The organism is Salinispira sp., from assembly GCF_059431795.1.
Map to the genome: position 1 here is coordinate 19,633 of NZ_JBXWXS010000036.1, position 17,602 is coordinate 37,234.

Below are 17,602 nucleotides of genomic sequence, written 5' to 3' on the forward strand. Positions count from 1 at the left end.
GTCCTCAGCCGGTACTCAATCCGCCGGGCGTTTGGAAAATACGGGGAAAGCGAGGATTATGAGCTTTTTTTCCCGGCTTCAATACGGCGGACAATGCGATCTTCCTGCCGTTCCACAAACCGATGCCCTTGAACTCTCGAATGTCAGCTTTCGATACCCGAACTCGGAGAAGCGAGCCCTGGAACATGTGAGCCTTCATATCCAACCGGGGGAACGTCTTGCCCTTGTAGGTCCCAACGGAGCGGGGAAATCCACTCTGCTTCAGCTCATTCTTGGAATGAAAAAGGAACAGCAGGGGAAAATCAGGGTATATGGAAACCCCGCTCACCACTGCCGTCATCGTGTGGCGATTGTCCCCCAGCGCTCTTCCGTGGACTGGAACTTTCCGCTCACTGTCCGGCAGGTTGTAACCATGGGACGTTACGTGCACCTGGGCTGGATGCGTCGCCCCGGCGCCCGGGATCGGGAAATGGTGGACCAGGCCATGGAAACCATGGGAATCTCGGATCTCAGCGCCCGCCAAATTTCTGAGCTATCCGGAGGACAGCAGCAACGCGTCATGCTCGCCCGTACTCTGGCCCACGACGCGGACCTTCTGCTTTTGGATGAACCGCTAAACCACGTGGATATCAAAACCCAGGAACTCATATTCCATACCATCGAACGCTTAAGCAAGGCAGGGAAAACCGCCATTGTGAGCACCCATGATCTGGGGGTTCTCACGGTACATTTTAACCGAGCAGTATTCCTGGACCGACGGGTAATCGCTGACGGTCCCGTGGATGAAGTCATAACCCCCCGGACAATCGCCAAAGCCTATGGCTTTGAGTTTCACAAGGACTACCATAATGATTGAGCTCATACTCGAACCCCTTCAATACAGTTTTATTCTCAGAGGACTGGCTGCCGGGCTTCTGGCAGGCATTTCCTGCGCGCTTCTCAGCTCCTTCGTCGTCTGGAGAGGAATGGCCTTCATGGGCGATGCCATGGCTCATGCGATTCTCCCCGGGATCGTGGCTGCCTACGCCTGGGGTTTCAGTCTCATTCTCGGCGCGCTGGGGGCTGCGCTCATCGCCGTTCTGGGCATCGGTCTGATAAGCAGCCGAAGCTCATTGAAGGAAGACAGTGCAATAGGTATTGTGTTCGCCGGGTTCTTCGCCCTGGGCATACTGCTTCTCAGCAGAATCGCCAGCTACCAGGATCTCAGTCATATCCTCTTCGGGAATATTCTGGGAGTTTCTAAAACAGACCTCATTACCATGTCCTTGGTTGCCCTTGGGGTTCTGGCAGTACTGGCAAGCAGTTTTAAGGAGCTACTCGTAGCCTCTTTTGACCCAACCCACGCAGTTGCCATCGGAATTTCCCCCTCATTCATCCGCTATTTGCTGCTTATTCTCCTCGCGTTTACAACGGTCATTGCAATTCAGTCGGTGGGAGTGGTGCTGGTACTCGCCCTGCTGGTTACCCCCGGTGCCACCGCATCGGTTCTCACCAATAAACTGGGCCGGATGATGGGAATTTCGGTGCTCACCGCCGTCGTATCCACGGTGCTGGGCTTTTACGCATCATATTACTGGAACGCAGCCTCGGGCCCCACCATCGTGCTGGTTCTGATCAGCTTCTTTGCTCTGGCAATGCTTTTTTCATTCCTCCGCAGTACACTGATGAAAGCTGCTGACAGCGGCGATTCACCGGCTGTCCCGGAAAAATGACCCGGACTTTTCAGGGATATCACCGCCCAAAACCGGCATGTCGGCAGCTGGGCGACACCGCAGCTGGGCAGGTCGGCAACTTGGCAACTGGGCAGGTCGGCAACCCGGTAACCCGGCAACTGGGCAGCTCGAAAGCCGTTTCCACACTCTTTGGGGCAGTCCCTGAAATTTACGTTTACATAGCCGGGCTTTGGGCATAATGTAAGAAGTATGAAGATACTAATTGCCGACAAACTGTCAGATAATGCCGTCAAGGCTCTGGAAAACATGGGTGCTTCGGTTAGACTGGAGCCGGATGCCGGACCGGGGGACCTCCCGGGAATTATTGACGATGCGGAAATTCTCATCGTCCGTTCTACTAAGGTGAACAGGGCCTCCATGGACTCGGGCAGCAGCCTGAGCCTCATTATCCGGGCGGGAGCAGGGGTGAACACCATCGACCTGGAACACGCGTCCGCCCTTGGAATCCACGTGGCCAACTGTCCCGGCAAGAATGCAGATGCAGTTGCTGAACTTACCATCGGACACATGATTGCTCTTGACCGCAATATTGTGGACAACAGCGTTGATCTGCGACGGGGTGTATGGAATAAAAAAGGCTACAGCAAAGCCCGGGGGCTGAAAGGCAGAACACTGGGAATCCTCGGCATGGGGTCCATCGGTACCAAAGTGGCCGCCGTGGCCCAGGTGATGGGACTTAATGTACAAGCCTGGTCCCGAAGCCTTACTGAACAGCAAGCTAAAACCATGGGTGTGGGGTTCTGTGCAAGCCCCATGGACCTGGCCCGGAGCTCAGATATTGTCACCATTCATCTTGCCGCCAATAGTGACACCAGGCATCTGGTGGATCGAAGTTTTCTTGAAGCCATGAAGGACTCGGCGTTTCTGATAAACACCTCCAGGGGTGAAATTATGGATACCAGAGCGCTTATGGAAATTCGCGCCTCAAAATCCCTGAAGGTTGCCCTCGATGTATATGAAGATGAGCCCGGAGCATCGGAAAAAACCTTTCCCCATACTGATCTGGCACAAGTCATTACCGGAACCCACCATATTGGCGCTTCCACCCAGCAGGCTGCAGATGCCATCGCAGATGAAGTGGTGAAGATTGTCGAACGTTACCGAAGTTCCGGTAAACCCCTGCATCCGGTGAACGCCAGAGATAAAAGCAGTGCCCAGTTTAATCTGGTGGTGCGACATTTCAACAAGGTGGGCGTGCTGGCTGCAGTGCTCGATGCCCTGCGCAACGGGAATATCAACGTGGAGGAAATGGAAAATTCCATCTTTTCCGGCGGTGAGGCTGCGGTCTGCACCCTGAAGCTGGATGATAGACCTTCGGATGTAGTTTTAAATGAGATCTCATCCATGGAGAATATTATCAAGGCTTCACTGAAATGATCACGCCGTTGATCTCCGGGGACCGGCTTTCCGGCTTGTCCCCATTTTATGTATCGTTTATTCTATATTAATGAAACTGGAAACGTATTTTTCCCAATTCCGGGAAAAGACCATTGGCTGGAATCATTCGATTCATACGCCCTTTGGTATTAAGCCTCTCATTTACGCAGACTGGATCGCAAGCGGCCGGCTCTATGGGGATATTGAAGATAAAATCCGGTATGAGATCGGTCCCATGGTAGCTAACACCCACAGTGAAGCCAGTTCCACAGGAAAAGCCATGACCCGGGCCTACCACAGGGCCGGCGATATCATCAAAAAACATGTGAATGCAGGCCCGGAAGATGTTCTTATTTCCGCCGGCAGCGGCATGACTGCTGTGGTGAATAAACTGCAGAGAATTCTGGGACTCCGCCCGCCGGCAGAACGTGATGAAGATACGGATTTCACAGAGGGACTGCCGGCGAGAAAAGCTTCCAAACGCTGCAATACGGTTGTGTTTGTCACTCACATGGAGCATCACTCCAACCATATCAGCTGGCTGGAAAGCTGTGCGGAAGTTGTGGTTCTTGAGCCCGATGAAAACCTCAATGTAAACCCACAGAATCTGGAGCAAAAACTCGAGGAATATCACGATAGGGCATTGAAAATCGGCAGCTTTTCCGCCGCAAGCAATGTCACAGGTTTTATCCCCCCCTATCGGGAGCTTGCACGGATTATGCACCGCCACGGAGGGTATGCCCTGGTAGATTTTGCCGCGTCGGCTCCCTATGTGCACATGGATATGCACCCGGAACATGACCCCTTGGGATACCTCGACGGCGTTCTTTTCTCTCCCCACAAGTTTCTTGGAGGACCGGGAAGTGCCGGAGTGCTGGTGTTCAACGGAGGGTTATATCATAACCGGGTACCCGACCACCCCGGGGGCGGAACGGTGAATTGGACCAACCGCTGGGGCGAACGCAGCTATGTAACCGATATTGAGGCCAGAGAGGACGGAGGAACGCCTCCGTTTCTCCAAACCATTCGTACGGCCCTGGCAATCAGACTCAAGGAACAGATGGGGATTGAAAACATAGCAGCCCGGGAAAAAGAATTAATGAAGCGTGCCGTAGAGGGGCTTTCAACCGTGCCGGGACTGGGTATTCTGGGGGCTGACAACGATTTTCCCCGGGGAGAGCAACTGGGAGTTATCTCGTTTTATATACAGGATATTCATCACAACCTCATTGTAGCGCTGCTCAATGACCGCTTCGGCATTCAAGTGCGGGGAGGCTGTTCCTGTGCGGGAACATACGGACACTGGCTGCTTCATGTATCCAGGGAAGAATCCCGGCGGATTGCCCGGGAAATTGATCATGGAAATCTCAGTGAGAAACCCGGCTGGGTACGAATCAGCCTCCATCCCACCATGAGCAGCGACGAGCTGGAGACCATTATAGATGGGGTAAAACAGATCGCTTCCGCAGCCGCCGAATGGGGTAAAGACTACCGCTTTAATCCCGGAAGCGGAGAATTTGACTACACGCTGCCAGGAGCCACTGCAGATCAGGACAGTATCACCGGCGCGGCGTCTCCGGATGCCGGCGGGTCCCCGGGGGAAGAGACGGCCTGGTTTACCCTCTGAGAACCTGCAGGCCGTCCCGTTAAATACAGTTTTCCCCCCGGCCCATTCAGCCGGGAGGTAACAGATCTCCCAGCCTGGAAGCGGACCACCATTGAAATACTCTGAGCATAATTGAATAGAGACCGCTCCAAAGAACCACAATGATCACAACCTGCAGTATTAAGCCGGGAAGAGGCCGGATGGCGGAAGCGGGGGAAGCAGGGGAAGCTGGCCGGTCCCATGCTTTCGAGTGCTTGCTGTAAGACTTCCTGCTTCCGGTCTCAATTGACTGACCGCCGCCCAACGCATCCCTCCATGCTGACTTTCGCCGTTTTCCCCAGGGCAGCAGGTAGATAAGCGCAAAGATCAGCCCCAGGAATGTACCGGCAATACCTCCAGGCGCGTAGAGAAGCATAATCGGTGCAGCCATAATATCTTCAAACTGTGTAAACAACGGGGTAAGCTTCCAGACCAGCAAGAAGATCATTAAAGCGTTACCAAGAAGTCCAAGGAGCGCCGAAGTGCGCCCTATTTGAAGCCGCCGTTCAATGGGCCGTATTTTCCCCGCCGTTTCAAGAAGAGACAGGGATAGCACAGCTGATAGCACCAGAAGAACGATCTGTTCCAGGGAGTTGACAAAAAAGTGGATCATGCATGTAATATTCACAATTTTGAATATAAAGTAAAGAGCTGGATGACCAGCTTGCCCCCGGAAGACAACACTGATACAGTATGAGACATGATGAACTGGTCTGAATTCGGAAAAAAGCTCACCAGCCGCAGCGGAATCCTGGAACTTATGGACGATCTTGGAAAGGCCATGCAGTCCGGAGGTGAGAAATATATGCTGGGCGGGGGAAACCCGGGCAGTATTCCAGAACTGAACCGTGTATGGCGCCGACGGATGCAGGAGATCCTTTCCAACGGCGATGAGTTTGAACGGGGAATCGGCAACTATGACACCCCCCAGGGCAAGGGCAGCTATTTGCAGAATATTGCGGATATGCTGCGATCCGAGTATGGATGGAATCTGGGTCCGGAAAATATAGCAGTTACCAACGGCAGTCAGTCCGCCTTTTTCATGCTGTTCAATCTGCTTTCAGGTGAACTGGACAGCAGTCGGGGCGAAGGTGCCGGAACCATTCCCCACAGCCGCAAAGAAGAGAAACCCCGGCAGGCACCGGGTTCCGGATCCTCTCTCACCGATTCGAATGGACGGGCTGTGCGGCAAATTCTCCTCCCGCTTATGCCCGAATACATCGGCTATGCCGACCAGGGTATCGGACATGAGCATTTCCGGGCCTATAAACCCGATATAGAGCTTATAGATGAACACTATTTTAAGTATCACGTGGACTTCGACAGCATTGTCCTGGGACCAAACGATGCGGCTATTTGCGTGTCCCGTCCCACCAATCCCACGGGCAACGTGCTAAGCGATGAAGAAGTTCGCCGGCTGGATCAGCTGGCAAGGGAACATGATGTACCCCTTCTTTTAGATAACGCATATGGTACGCCTTTTCCCAATATGATTTTTACCCAGGCGCGTCCTATCTGGAATGAAAACATTGTACTGGGTATGAGCCTTTCAAAAATCGGGCTCCCATCCACCCGGACGGGCATCATTATCGCCAGAGAAGAAATTGTCCAGGCTATATCTGCAGTAAATGCAATCATGAGTCTGGCAAATAATACCCTGGGACAGATGATTACCGGACCGCTGATTGAATCGGGAGAGATTCTTCGTCTGAGCAACGAGGTGGTGCGTCCCTTCTACCGGGACAAGTCACTGAAAGCTCAGGATGCGGTGCTTAAGCATATGCAGGGACTTCCCTGCAGAATCCATCTCAGCGAAGGGGCTCTTTTTCTCTGGCTCTGGTTTGATCATCCGGATATAGACACCGCAATCCTTTATGAGAGACTGAAAGAACGGCAGGTAATTATTGTCCCGGGAAAATACTTTTTTTACGGCATCGATGAGGACTGGGAGCACAGAAATCAGTGTATTAGAATCAATTTTGCCCAAAGCGACGATGTGGTAGATGAAGGAATTCGGAGAATTGCCCTGGAAGTGCGGGAAATGATCGGAGCCTGATCTCTCCCATATCGGATCCACGGGGCAGACCGGTTTTACGAGGGCAGACCGGTTTTACGAGGGCAGACGGATGTTCCGTTTCGCCGGATCCCTGGCTGGACGGTAGATGGTGAGAATATTTCCGATAATGCTTACGCTCTCAGCGTCCAGGTTGCTGCAAAGTTCATCGGCAATTGCCTGTTTGGCATCCTTATAATCCTGAAATTTCACTTTTATCAGCTCATGGGATTCAATAGCCTGTTCGGCAGCCTTCATCACCTGCTCGTTCAGCCCGTTTTGACCGATCATCACCACCGGCTTCAGACTGTGTGCAGCCTTCTTTAGGAAATTTCTTTGTGCGTTATTCAATTCATTCCATCCTTTATGCCGCCGCACTATACTGATATTATGGTATTTCGTCTATACCGGGAGGGCCCTCGCGAACAACCATATGTTAGGGGGGCATCGGCATTTATCAAAATACGAGGGAATCATTATGCTAGAACTTGAGTCACCATTCGATCTTCTCCAATCCAAATCCATGGCAGTGGAGGACCAATCAACCGCAGGATCCCTTGAAGAAATCGGACGGGCCCATTCTCCCACTCCCCGTCCGGGACACGCCCTGGTGAGAGTGCGCCGGGCCGGTGTCGCCTTCGGTGATATTATCAGATCCACAGATTCGATTCTCAGGATCAAAGAATTCCCCTGGACACCCGGGTACGATATATCTGGGGATATTGTAAGTATCTCCCCAGGGAAGAATAATACGAATTTTCCCCCGGAATTCCGGGAGAACATAGAAAAGACCCTGCAACCGGGAACAGCTGTGGCGGCGTTTTGCTCAGAGGGAGGATATTCCCAGTACGTAGAATTACCACTGGAACTTCTTGTTCCTATTCCGGATAATCTGGGCTACGACAAATCCTGCGCGCTGGTTTTGAACTATCTGACTGCCTGGCAAATGATGTTCCGAGTGGCACAACTTCCGCGGCTGCAGCTTGCAGGCCGGGAGAGACCTTCGATCTTCGTTCAGTCGGCTGCTGGAGGGGTGGGAACGGCGGTTCTTCAACTGGCTCAAGCCTTCAATATCCGGGCGTATGGAACCGCATCCCCGGAAAAGCATGATCTGGTACGTAGCCTTGGGGGAATTCCCTTTAATTATAATGACCGGGATATGGTATCCCGCATCTATTCCCAGGTACCGGAGGGTCTTGATGCGGTATTTGAAACCCGCGGCTTTGACAGCGCTGAAGATAGCCGGAAGCTGCTAAAACGAAGAGGGAAAATTGTGCTTTTCGGTTTTCTGGAACATCATTCCAACCAGGACATTTACCATAGAATCCGTTTCAGCCTGAAGGGGCTCCGGTTTTTCCTCCCGTTTTACAACGGAAGGGCTGCAATGTACCTGATTAATCCCCGGCGAAACATTGTACACTACCGGGAAGATCTGGAACGGCTGCTTCACCTGGGCAATGACGGCATTATTAATCCGGTTATTTCCGCCGTGTATCCCCTGGAAGATGCCCAGGAAGCGTGGAACCTGATGAAATCCCGGAAAAGCCGGGGGAAATTTCTCCTTGATCCGTTTTTCTCTGAAAATTCCTGAACGCCCTTCAATTATTATTTGTCCCAAACCTGACTTTCATGCTATTATACGTATTACTACACGGATCCTTACATGAATAAACATCTTTCTTCCGGATCCGTGGTAACGTAAATCTAATATGTGGTGGTGTGTTCATGAGTAAAAATATTACCCAGACTTTTGCAGAAGTGGCAGGCAGGCTGCCTTCCCAACCGGCACAGTACAGCAAAGATGAAACAGGAGAATTCCACCCGGTCAGTTTCTCTCAGCTCTATTCTGAAGTTGAGAAAATGGCCGCCGGACTTGCATCCATGGGTATCGGACGCAATGATCTTCTGGGCCTGATTTCCGAGAACCGGAAGGAATGGCTGGTAGCGGACCTGGCTGTGCTCAGCCTTGGGGCAGCGGATGTTCCCCGGGGCAATGACTCTATGCCTGAGGAGATCGCATTTATTCTGGGCTTCACCGAAGTTCATACCAGTTTTGCAGAAAATGCTGCCCAGGTGGATAAGATCATATCAGTTCACAAGGATATCCCCGAACTGAAACGGATCGTAGTTCTGGATCAGGATTTTCAGCTTAAGGAATTAAAATCCAAGGCCGCAGACAGGAAATCTCTGGAAATACTGAAATATCATGAAGTGATCCAGGCAGGTGAAAAGTTTCTTCAAAATGATCCTGACTATGTGAAGAAAGAAGTTGAAAAGGGAACCCGGGAAGATCTTGCCACCATCATTTTTACATCAGGAACAACCGGTGAACCCAAAGGCGTCCAGCTGACCCATGCCAATTATATGGCCCAGGTGGATCTTATCGATACCAAAATCCGGATCGGCGCCGGCGATATTTGGCTTGCGGTCCTCCCGGTTTGGCATTCGTTTGAACGGGTTATGCAGTACATCGCGATTCTTTACGGATGCTCGCTTGCCTATTCAAAACCTGTGGGAAAGATTATGCTCGAGGATTTCCAGAAGGTGAACCCCACATGGATGGCATCGGTTCCCCGAATTTGGGAAGCTGTCCGCCTTGGAGTAATCAAGAGTGTAAATGCTGGCAGCAAAGTGAAAAAATCCCTCTTTTTCTTTTTCCTGGGAGTGGGAAAGCTCTACCGCTATTTCCATAACATGGTGTTCAGCAGACTGCCCAGTTTTTCACGGCGTTCCCGAATTCTTGATGCCCTGATCGGATTCATTCCCATGCTCTTTTTTCTCCCCGGCTATCTACTGGGAAATCTTCTGGTCTTCAGAAAAATTAAAGCCAAGCTTGGAACCCGCTTTGTAGCCGGTATATCGGGAGGAGGGGCACTTCCCAGCGGAGTTGATAAGTTCTTTTCCGCCGTGGGTATTTTGCTTCTTGAAGGATACGGTCTTACAGAAACGGCACCGGTTGTATCGGTACGGACCCAATGGCATCCTGTCACCGGCTCTATCGGTACCAAACTGGAATGCTGCGAAATCCAAGTACGGGATGAAGCCGGCAACGTGCTGAAACCGGGAAAGAAAGGCGTACTGTATGTGAAAGGCCTGAATGTGATGAAGGGATACTACAAGCGGGATGAATTTACCCGCAATGCGATTGATGAAGACGGCTGGTTCAATACCGGAGACCTGTCAATGATTGCACACCGGGGTGAGATCCGGATCTTGGGGCGGGCAAAGGATACCATCGTGCTTCTCGGAGGGGAAAATGTTGAACCCCTGCCCATGGAAGATAAGATGCGGGAAAGCATGTATGTATCGCAGGTTGTGGCTCTGGGACAGGATCAGAAATTTCTGGGCGCACTCATCGTTCCCGACGAAGAGAATATCCGCCAATGGGCCAAAGAACAGGGCCATCAGGTTGGGGATTATCAGAAATTTATTCGGGGTCCGGAAGTTCACGAGCTGATAAAATCCGAAATCGCAGAATCGGTGAGCACCAAGAATGGATTTAAAACCTGGGAGCGGATAGCACGTTTTGGAATAGTACCCGGACCCTTTGAAGTTGGTAAGGAACTTTCCGGCAAACAGGAAATCAAGCGTCATGTGATCTACGAAATGTACAACAAGGAAATTAACAGGATATTTGCCTGATACGCTGATCCTAAGGTTCTCACTGGGTCTGAAACATGGATGCTATGTGAATTGACAACGGGGTGAGAGCTCAATGCTACAATCAGCGAATACCGGGGATGTCTGGGAAAGAATACCAGACATCCTTTTTTTTGATTTGGGAGACGGAATCTTACCCGACAATCACCCGGCGCAATAGAGCATTCACAACATAGGCAAGACCATAGGTGTCCGTATCGCAGTATGATTCCACTTCCCGGTAAAAGCGCCCTGGATTTTCCCGGACATATTGTGCGTAGGAATCCCAGTCCGTAGGTACCGGGAGCTCAGGATGCATGAGATAATAATACCCGATAAAGGCATCACTTCCGCTAGAAACTTTGTCATCTTCATAGCCGTGATTAGTGAGCACTGGAAGCACCGTTTTCAGACTGATCTTCCCGTCCTGGCCGGGATGATAGAAACTGAAATCACCAAAAGGTTTTTGGAGATCCACAAGACGCCTGATAATTGCCTCCAGCTCTTCCCGGCGGGAATCCGGCAGTGCCGCGAGACGGCGGAGCACCGCCTTCTCAAAATGAATTCCGTATACAAGGATGGATCCCTGATCTCCCAGATCTCGAATCAGGGCATCGACAAGCTCTCCCCTTTTATCCGCTCCCGGCTCAATTAGGAAGGAACCGACTTTTCTCGGGCTGCCGGAATTCTGGCCGTTATCCCGGTTGTCGTTTTCCCGGTTGTCATCCCGGCTGTCGTTTTCCCGGTTGTCATCCCGGCTGGCGTCATCCCGGTTGTCATCCCGGCTGGCAGAATGTGGTGTATCGGGCTCATCCATACGGTACACCGAATACAGGAACGGGACATGCTCCCATATGCCCACAGCGTTCCAGCGGGGAAGAGCTTCAAGATAGCATTCAAAATCCAGGAAATACAAAGGCCATTGGAGTCCCGAAAAGAAATCCGTCAGAGCAGCGCTGTTCAGCTGCTCTTCACCCTCCACTTCTGCACGGTGCTGGATCCAATGGTAGGGTTTTATTTTTTGCTTTAAGGGCGGCTGAACTAAATGAAGCTCCTGCACACGGTTGATCCCCTGTGCTCTCAGTTTTGTAGCAAGCCCCCCGGACCTGTGAAGCCGGGAGATATCTCCAGGGAGAGGAGACGGATTCTCGTGAGCACAATACGGACAGCTTGAACGCTTGCAGCCAGGTATCGCTTCCAGGCGATACGGAGCTAGTCCCAGTTTAGCTTCCACACGCCGGATTTCTTGAGAAATATCAGCCTTCATGAATTTGTGGCCTTTCTTCTGGCGTTGACTGTTGAAAAGTTCATTGCTGTTTCGGGGATAGTTTTTGTTCAGATAGAGAATATTGACTTCATCCACCTGATACCCCGCTGCCTCAAGACCCTGAGCCAACCAGGCTGCTTCCCGAACATAGCCGTCCTTCACCTTAGATGCGGCTTTCAATAGACTGATATTCAGCCCGCCGTAGTCCCCTGGTCTGATCAGATCCAAAAACAGGATGCGCCCCTGACAGATTAACACCCCATTAAGAATCCCGGTGACGGGAGTTACAGAAGATTCCTGGTTTAGCCCCACCCCATCCAAGGGATGACGTTCAGGGATATTCTGCAAGTTTGAAAGGGCTTCAAGAGTTCGTGTTTCCAGGCGGTCAAGCCTGCGATCGGAGGCGGGGTCAGGGTCCTGAGACCCGCCGGCAGCGGATTCAAGCAGATCCTGATAGGGACCGGGATACATCTCCACTATACCGGGATAGCGTTCATGCAAGGCCGTTCGAAATTCTGTAAGCACCCGTGTCTTTTCAAGAAATTGATGGGTGGATCCGGCACCGGAGGGTTCTTCTAGAAATACGCCAGGAGATGCCTGATGCCAGGCTTCACCGGGATATTCTTCCTCCCGTTTTCTGAGCCGTTCCGCCAGCTGACGCGGACAGCGCCAGCCGGTGAAAAGATCATCTATGCAGCGTATGCCGGGATAGCTATCTGATGACATCAGAGCCTAGGCAAAGATCAGTTCATGGGTGTCTGTGGCAATCTGAAGTTCTTCGTTCGTGGGAACAACAAGAATTGTCACAGGAGAATAATCGGCGGAAATGATTCCCAGACCGGGACCATTATTCCGGTTTTTTTCTATATCGATAATAATTCCCAGGTTTTCAAGTCTGCGGCAGATACGCTCACGGACATCAATATCGTACTGCCCCACTCCACCGGTGAACACCAAAAGATCGACCTTTACCAGTTCGGCCATATACGCACCGATGTATCGGCGCACCCTGTGGGCGAACACTTCCAGGGTTTCTTCGGCATTCTTGTCACCGTTTTCCACGGCCTTCTGAATATCCCGAAAATCATTGGAAATGCCTGAAAGTCCGTACACACCGCTCTTTTTATTCAGCAGGGTGTTCACTTCTTCAGGAGTATATCCACGTTCAAGAAGGTAGAAAATAATCGCCGGGTCAATATCGCCGCTGCGGGTACCCATCACCAAGCCTTCCAGAGGTGTAAACCCCATGGATGTGTCTATGGATTTTCCCCCGCCGATGGCGGTGATGGAAGCCCCATTACCCAGGTGACAGCTGATCACATTGGTATTCTCAACGGAGCGTTTCACATGCTCCACAGCTACCCGGTTTACATACCGATGACTGGTGCCGTGAAAACCATAACGTCTGATTTTAAACCGTTCGTAGAGCTCACGGGGGAGGCCGTACATATACGCAGAGGGCTGAATACTCTGATGAAATGCGGTATCGAAAACGGCAACCTGTTGAACCCCGGGGAACAGCTTAATGGATTCCTGAATACCGGTGAGATTGGCAGGATTATGCAATGGAGCTAACTCAATATTATTCTCAATGGCGGCAATTACATCATCATCAATAACAACAGATTCGGAATAGCTCTCACCGCCGTGTACAACCCGGTGTCCCACACCGCTGATTTTGGAAAGATCGTTGATTAATCCCTTATCCGGGTCAGTAAGAGCTTTTTGAACAAGCGCCATGGCAGCACCATGGTCCGGTATTTCCTGTTCAAGATAATACTCCTGATCCGAGGGATCTTCCTGGGTAATCATACCGGTACCCATACCGATTCGCTCAACCGTACCTTTTCCCAGACTGGTTCCAGCGGGCATCTCATATACTTCGTATTTTAATGATGAGCTGCCGCAGTTAATCACAAGAATGGCCTGTCCGTCCAAAACGTCCTCCGAATTTTCGTCCCATTTCTTACAAGCATGTCAATTTCGAAATTAAATTTCTGAAATATCCTCAAGTATAAGACATCTAAAGTTTTTTCTATTGGGCCTGCTGCAAATAAATTTTGCATGAGGCATTCACAGGAAAGAAGCACAGTTCATGATCTTCTTACCGTGCAGAGAGCTGTTTCCCGCGGGATATCCCGGGCATATACAGCGCAGGAGCATCCAATGGCAGATTGTAGCATTGCCCTTTTATTATGTACAGACAGATATTACATTTACACCCATGCCTGCACACATTAGTCACAGTATACTGGCAGAAGACCTGTTAGTGAACCACCTCTCACTTTTTTCAGTAAGAGATCTATATGAGGATCAGGAAAGATCAGCCTCGTTGCTTCTCGGAGCCCAGGGACCGGATATTTTCTATCACAATCAGCGTACCATGCCCTCCGGTTTACTCATCGGCTCTCTTCTCCACAGAAGAGGCTACGGATCGGTAAGCGCCGCCATGCTGGAATATCTCCTGCTTGAAGAATCCAGCTGGGACAGTCCTGAGGCCATCTATCTCTACGGATTTATCAGTCACGGTATAATGGACAGGATCATGCACCCCTTCATCAACTACTTTTCCGGATGGGTCAATGATGATGATACAACCCGTTCATACCGTGATTGCCACCCCTTTTTCGAACGGATTATCGACAGTGCACTTGCGGTTGCCGTACCCCTCCAACCGGGCTCTGAGGAGCAGATGTGGCGGATTCGGGGAAATATCCCCCGTCACCACAGGGGATCCAGTTTCTCCCGGATATTCGACCGGGGTGATTCTATGCACACGGGAATTCACAGAATGCTGCAGCACGGACTGGGCACAGCATTTTCCCGGCTGAGAACCGATGAAAAACTTGAAAGGCGACTTGAGAATGCCTACATGGACAGCCGGGGATTTTACCGCTTTTGCGAGTCGGTACAGGAATCCCCCCCTGAGCCCTACAAACAGGGGTGGGAGAACCCCCAGGCGTCCCGGCGCTGGAAGGCCCTGAGTCATCCCGACCGTCTGCCGGATGGTCCCGACTACGCAAACCTGGAGAGGAGCACCTGGTACGACCCCTGCAACGGTGAGCAGCCCCGAAATGAGGGGATCGGAGAACTCTACACCCAGTCAGTCAGGGAAGCCCGGAGGGTTCTTGGACCAATTGTGAATATTTTAAAGGGTGATGATCCTCCGCCAGATTATCCCGGTGTGCCCGGGAGTGTGGGAGATCACGGGCTGCGAAGCCCTCTGAGCAGCGAAACCCCCTGCACCATGTTTCACATGGACCCTCTGCCTCTGTACACAATGTTGGATCCCGGCCAGGATCTTCCGGGGAGCAGCAGAGATGTAACAGAACTGTTTGCCCCGCTGGGGAAACGGATAACCTGACAGCTGTTGAAAAGGATATAAGCTTTGAGAAATCACGGGCTTAGAGAAATCATGTGCTTTGAGAAACCATGGGCTTGGATAATCTAATGATGCCGGTGAAAGAGGTCGTTAATATGGTCTCCCAGGGTATTGAGACTGTACACTGCAAGAGCCAGTGCAATACCCGGCGGGAAGGCCAGCCATGGGGCGGAGATCAGATAGTCCCGTGCATTATCCAGCATGATTCCCCAACTGGCTCCCGGGGGCTGTATGCCGATTCCCAGAAAACTGAGGCTGGCCTCGATTGTAATAGCCGCCGCAAAGAGACTGGTAAGCTGTACCAAGAGTGGAGGAAATACTTGGGGAAGAATTGCGGTAAAAAAGATTTCAGGACCCGGTCTGTTTACCAGAATCTCCGCTTCAACAAAATCTTGACCGGCCGCTTTCCGGAATTCCGCCCTCATCAAACGGGCGATAAGGGGAGAAAAAACAATCCCCATTGCCAGCATCACCTGAACAAGTCCGTATCCGAATACCGCCACAATGGCTACAGCCATGAGAATGGTGGGCATGGCCAACAGACCGTCCATTAGCAGCATAAACAGTGAATCCAACCATCCGGGACCGTAGGAGGCGAGAATTCCCACAGTTGCACCTATGACCAATGCGATTCCGGTGCTGACCAGCCCCACAGTGAAGGCAGAACGTCCACCGTACATCAGCCGGGAAAGAACGTCCCTGCCCAGACTGTCGGTTCCCAGCAGGTGGCCGGGTGTGAACGGTTTTTGAAACCTGGCTTCCAGATCCTGCTCATAGGGGGGATGGGGAGCCAATACCGGTGCAAACAGGGCAAGGATAATCAGAAGAGCGAGAGATAGCGCGGCAAAGACCAGTATCCCCGGTTGTCTCACCTGTCTGTGAAAACGTTTATGTATTGACCTGTCCTGCAGGCTGCCCGGTTTCATCATCGACGGCCCCGTCCCCCGGGGGACCTACTCTCCTGTACTTCGTGAGATACTGCGGAAATCGAAGGTATCCAGATTCGGGGTCATCCTGAACCCGGAAATTCCGCTGCTGTATGCAATACGTCGTAAGGAGCTTCCCACAAATACGAATGGAACCTGTTCGGCGAAGATTTGTTGAACCTGAGTATAGATCTCCTGCCGTCGGGAAAATTCCAGTGTCCGGCGCCCCTGGGTTATCAGCTCTTCCAGACGTTCATTCGGATACCGCACATACATATTCCCAGACCCATACCCGATAAAGCGTCCGTCAGGATCCAGTTTTCCGGTATGACCGATCACCGTCAGATCATAGTTGGCATTGCCGTAAACGTCGGAAATCCAGGTGGGCCAATCCACCATGCGGATCCGGGCCTGAATTCCGGCTTCTCTCAGCATCTCCTGGTACAGTTCACCGGCTGTCACATGGGGAGCAAAATTCTGGGGTAACACTAAATCAAACACCCGTTCATCGCTATAGCCCGCCTCTTGAGCCAGTTCACGGGCCTTTTCCGGGTTATAGGGATACATCCCGGTGAAATCCGCATAAAAAGGATTGGATGCATCGTTGAAGGTTCCAACGGGAGTTCCTCCCCCGTACGCCACATTGAGGGCGGTTTGCTTATCTATGGCATGATTCAGTGCACGGCGCATTTCCACTTCACCGAGAACATCCCTGCCTGTGTTGATGGCCATCACCATAACCAGGGAGGTGGTATCGGTTTCAAGCACAATGTCGTCCCGGGATTCCAGAACGGGCACATCTTCCTCACTCACTATATAGAGGATATCCACCTGTCCGCTCATCAGGGCCTGGGTCTGCACCGAGGGCTCGGGGATAATCTGAAGACTCACCTCTTCAACCTGGATTTCTTCTTCCATCCAGTACTGGTTGTTTTTTTTCAGAGTGATACGCTCGTCAGCCACCCACTGTTCAAGGGAGAACGGACCCGTTCCCACCGGTTCCCTGGCAAAATTATGTCCGGACTGAATTTTTTCCGAAGGAAGTATGGCCGACCAGCCGCTTGCAAGCGTATAGAGCAGCGGAGCGTTGGGTTCGGAAAGGATCAGACGAAGGGTGAAGTCATCAACCACCTGCACATCCTGGATTACCGAGTACTCTCCGGCACTGGGAGATGCAAAATCCGGAGAGCGTAAGCGCTCTATGGATGCCGCAGCATCCCGGGCATCAAATCCAGTTCCGTCATGAAAGTTCACATCCCTGCGCAGCTCAAAGGTGATCTCTGTCTGAGAATCTGAGACGGACCAGGACCGGGCCAGAGCGGGGATCAGTTCACCGTCATCGTCGGGCTCAAGCAGTGTATCATATAAACTCTTTGTCACCTGAAAGGTGAGTGTTTCGGTGGTGGAATGGGGATCCAAAGTGGAAGGATTCCCGGAAAGGGCCAGACTGACTTCAAGGGGAGTATCTTCTCCCCTGCCCTGGCATGAAACGGGCAGTAGCAATATAAAAATGGATATAAACAACAAAGATGCACTCAGAAATTTGGCGCTTTTCGCAGCTATATGACGATTCACGGGAT

General features: G+C 51.6%; 14 protein-coding genes. 8 read left to right on the plus strand and 6 right to left on the minus strand.

The window, feature by feature from the left end; all coding sequences use genetic code 11:
* Positions 1 to 58: 58 nt before the first annotated feature.
* The 4 genes from AC52PS_RS12540 to AC52PS_RS12555 all read left to right on the plus strand — a co-directional run bounded on the left by AC52PS_RS12540 (position 59) and on the right by AC52PS_RS12555 (position 4,737).
* On the plus strand, positions 59 to 856 hold the full coding sequence (locus tag AC52PS_RS12540; RefSeq protein ID WP_495563416.1) for a metal ABC transporter ATP-binding protein: 798 nt from the start codon (positions 59 to 61) through the stop codon (positions 854 to 856).
* A complete protein-coding gene (locus tag AC52PS_RS12545; RefSeq protein WP_495563417.1) occupies positions 849 to 1,712 on the plus strand; it encodes a metal ABC transporter permease in 864 nt (287 codons plus the stop codon). Before AC52PS_RS12540 ends, AC52PS_RS12545 begins: the two co-directional genes overlap by 8 nt.
* A gap of 210 nt (positions 1,713 to 1,922) precedes the next feature.
* Positions 1,923 to 3,110 carry an NAD(P)-dependent oxidoreductase gene (locus tag AC52PS_RS12550; RefSeq protein WP_495563418.1) on the plus strand — a complete coding sequence of 396 codons (1,188 nt, stop codon included), beginning with the start codon at positions 1,923 to 1,925 and terminating at the stop codon, positions 3,108 to 3,110.
* A gap of 70 nt (positions 3,111 to 3,180) precedes the next feature.
* Positions 3,181 to 4,737, plus strand: a complete 1,557-nt coding sequence (locus tag AC52PS_RS12555) for an aminotransferase class V-fold PLP-dependent enzyme (protein ID WP_495563419.1) — start codon at positions 3,181 to 3,183, stop codon at positions 4,735 to 4,737.
* A gap of 46 nt (positions 4,738 to 4,783) precedes the next feature.
* On the opposite strand, the gene AC52PS_RS12560 is transcribed toward AC52PS_RS12555, so the two are convergent.
* Positions 4,784 to 5,383 carry a hypothetical protein gene (locus AC52PS_RS12560; RefSeq protein WP_495563420.1) on the minus strand — a complete coding sequence of 200 codons (600 nt, stop codon included), beginning with the start codon at positions 5,381 to 5,383 and terminating at the stop codon, positions 4,784 to 4,786.
* A gap of 72 nt (positions 5,384 to 5,455) precedes the next feature.
* On the opposite strand from AC52PS_RS12560, the gene AC52PS_RS12565 reads away from it, so the two are divergent.
* A complete protein-coding gene (locus AC52PS_RS12565; RefSeq protein ID WP_495563421.1) occupies positions 5,456 to 6,811 on the plus strand; it encodes a pyridoxal phosphate-dependent aminotransferase in 1,356 nt (451 codons plus the stop codon).
* Positions 6,812 to 6,865: 54 nt separating this feature from the next.
* On the opposite strand, the gene yhbY is transcribed toward AC52PS_RS12565, so the two are convergent.
* Positions 6,866 to 7,159 carry a ribosome assembly RNA-binding protein YhbY gene (yhbY, locus tag AC52PS_RS12570; RefSeq protein WP_495563422.1) on the minus strand — a complete coding sequence of 98 codons (294 nt, stop codon included), beginning with the start codon at positions 7,157 to 7,159 and terminating at the stop codon, positions 6,866 to 6,868.
* Between the two features lie 127 nt (positions 7,160 to 7,286).
* Between yhbY and AC52PS_RS12575 the strand changes: the two genes are divergently transcribed.
* Positions 7,287 to 8,399, plus strand: a complete 1,113-nt coding sequence (locus AC52PS_RS12575) for a quinone oxidoreductase family protein (protein ID WP_495563423.1) — start codon at positions 7,287 to 7,289, stop codon at positions 8,397 to 8,399.
* A 134-nt stretch (positions 8,400 to 8,533) separates the two neighbouring features.
* Positions 8,534 to 10,450: an AMP-dependent synthetase/ligase gene (locus AC52PS_RS12580; RefSeq protein ID WP_495563424.1), complete on the plus strand. Its 1,917-nt coding sequence runs from the start codon at positions 8,534 to 8,536 to the stop codon at positions 10,448 to 10,450.
* Positions 10,451 to 10,601: 151 nt separating this feature from the next.
* Here AC52PS_RS12580 and AC52PS_RS12585 read toward each other — a convergent pair whose 3' ends face one another.
* Both AC52PS_RS12585 and AC52PS_RS12590 read right to left on the minus strand, forming a co-directional pair.
* Positions 10,602 to 12,440 (minus strand): DUF2779 domain-containing protein, encoded by a 1,839-nt coding sequence (locus AC52PS_RS12585; RefSeq protein WP_495563425.1) that lies wholly within the window; start codon positions 12,438 to 12,440, stop codon positions 10,602 to 10,604.
* A 6-nt stretch (positions 12,441 to 12,446) separates the two neighbouring features.
* Positions 12,447 to 13,652, minus strand: a complete 1,206-nt coding sequence (locus AC52PS_RS12590) for an acetate/propionate family kinase (protein ID WP_495563426.1) — start codon at positions 13,650 to 13,652, stop codon at positions 12,447 to 12,449.
* Positions 13,653 to 13,938: 286 nt separating this feature from the next.
* Between AC52PS_RS12590 and AC52PS_RS12595 the strand changes: the two genes are divergently transcribed.
* Positions 13,939 to 15,078 carry a hypothetical protein gene (locus AC52PS_RS12595; protein ID WP_495563427.1) on the plus strand — a complete coding sequence of 380 codons (1,140 nt, stop codon included), beginning with the start codon at positions 13,939 to 13,941 and terminating at the stop codon, positions 15,076 to 15,078.
* A gap of 83 nt (positions 15,079 to 15,161) precedes the next feature.
* Here AC52PS_RS12595 and AC52PS_RS12600 read toward each other — a convergent pair whose 3' ends face one another.
* Positions 15,162 to 16,025 (minus strand): ABC transporter permease, encoded by an 864-nt coding sequence (locus tag AC52PS_RS12600; RefSeq protein WP_495563428.1) that lies wholly within the window; start codon positions 16,023 to 16,025, stop codon positions 15,162 to 15,164.
* A 24-nt stretch (positions 16,026 to 16,049) separates the two neighbouring features.
* The gene (locus tag AC52PS_RS12605; RefSeq protein WP_495563429.1) at positions 16,050 to 17,597 is read right to left on the minus strand and encodes an ABC transporter substrate-binding protein; all 1,548 of its coding nucleotides are present in this window, start codon (positions 17,595 to 17,597) and stop codon (positions 16,050 to 16,052) included.
* Positions 17,598 to 17,602 lie beyond the last annotated feature (5 nt).

Coding starts and splice junctions, on each gene's coding strand:
- AC52PS_RS12540 (WP_495563416.1), top strand. CDS start 59: ATGAGCTTTTTTTCCCGGCTTCAATACGGCGGACAATGCGATCTTCCT.
- AC52PS_RS12545 (WP_495563417.1), top strand. CDS start 849: ATGATTGAGCTCATACTCGAACCCCTTCAATACAGTTTTATTCTCAGA.
- AC52PS_RS12550 (WP_495563418.1), top strand. CDS start 1,923: ATGAAGATACTAATTGCCGACAAACTGTCAGATAATGCCGTCAAGGCT.
- AC52PS_RS12555 (WP_495563419.1), top strand. CDS start 3,181: ATGAAACTGGAAACGTATTTTTCCCAATTCCGGGAAAAGACCATTGGC.
- AC52PS_RS12565 (WP_495563421.1), top strand. CDS start 5,456: ATGATGAACTGGTCTGAATTCGGAAAAAAGCTCACCAGCCGCAGCGGA.
- AC52PS_RS12575 (WP_495563423.1), top strand. CDS start 7,287: ATGCTAGAACTTGAGTCACCATTCGATCTTCTCCAATCCAAATCCATG.
- AC52PS_RS12580 (WP_495563424.1), top strand. CDS start 8,534: ATGAGTAAAAATATTACCCAGACTTTTGCAGAAGTGGCAGGCAGGCTG.
- AC52PS_RS12585 (WP_495563425.1), bottom strand. CDS start 12,440: ATGTCATCAGATAGCTATCCCGGCATACGCTGCATAGATGATCTTTTC.
- AC52PS_RS12595 (WP_495563427.1), top strand. CDS start 13,939: ATGCCTGCACACATTAGTCACAGTATACTGGCAGAAGACCTGTTAGTG.
- AC52PS_RS12600 (WP_495563428.1), bottom strand. CDS start 16,025: ATGATGAAACCGGGCAGCCTGCAGGACAGGTCAATACATAAACGTTTT.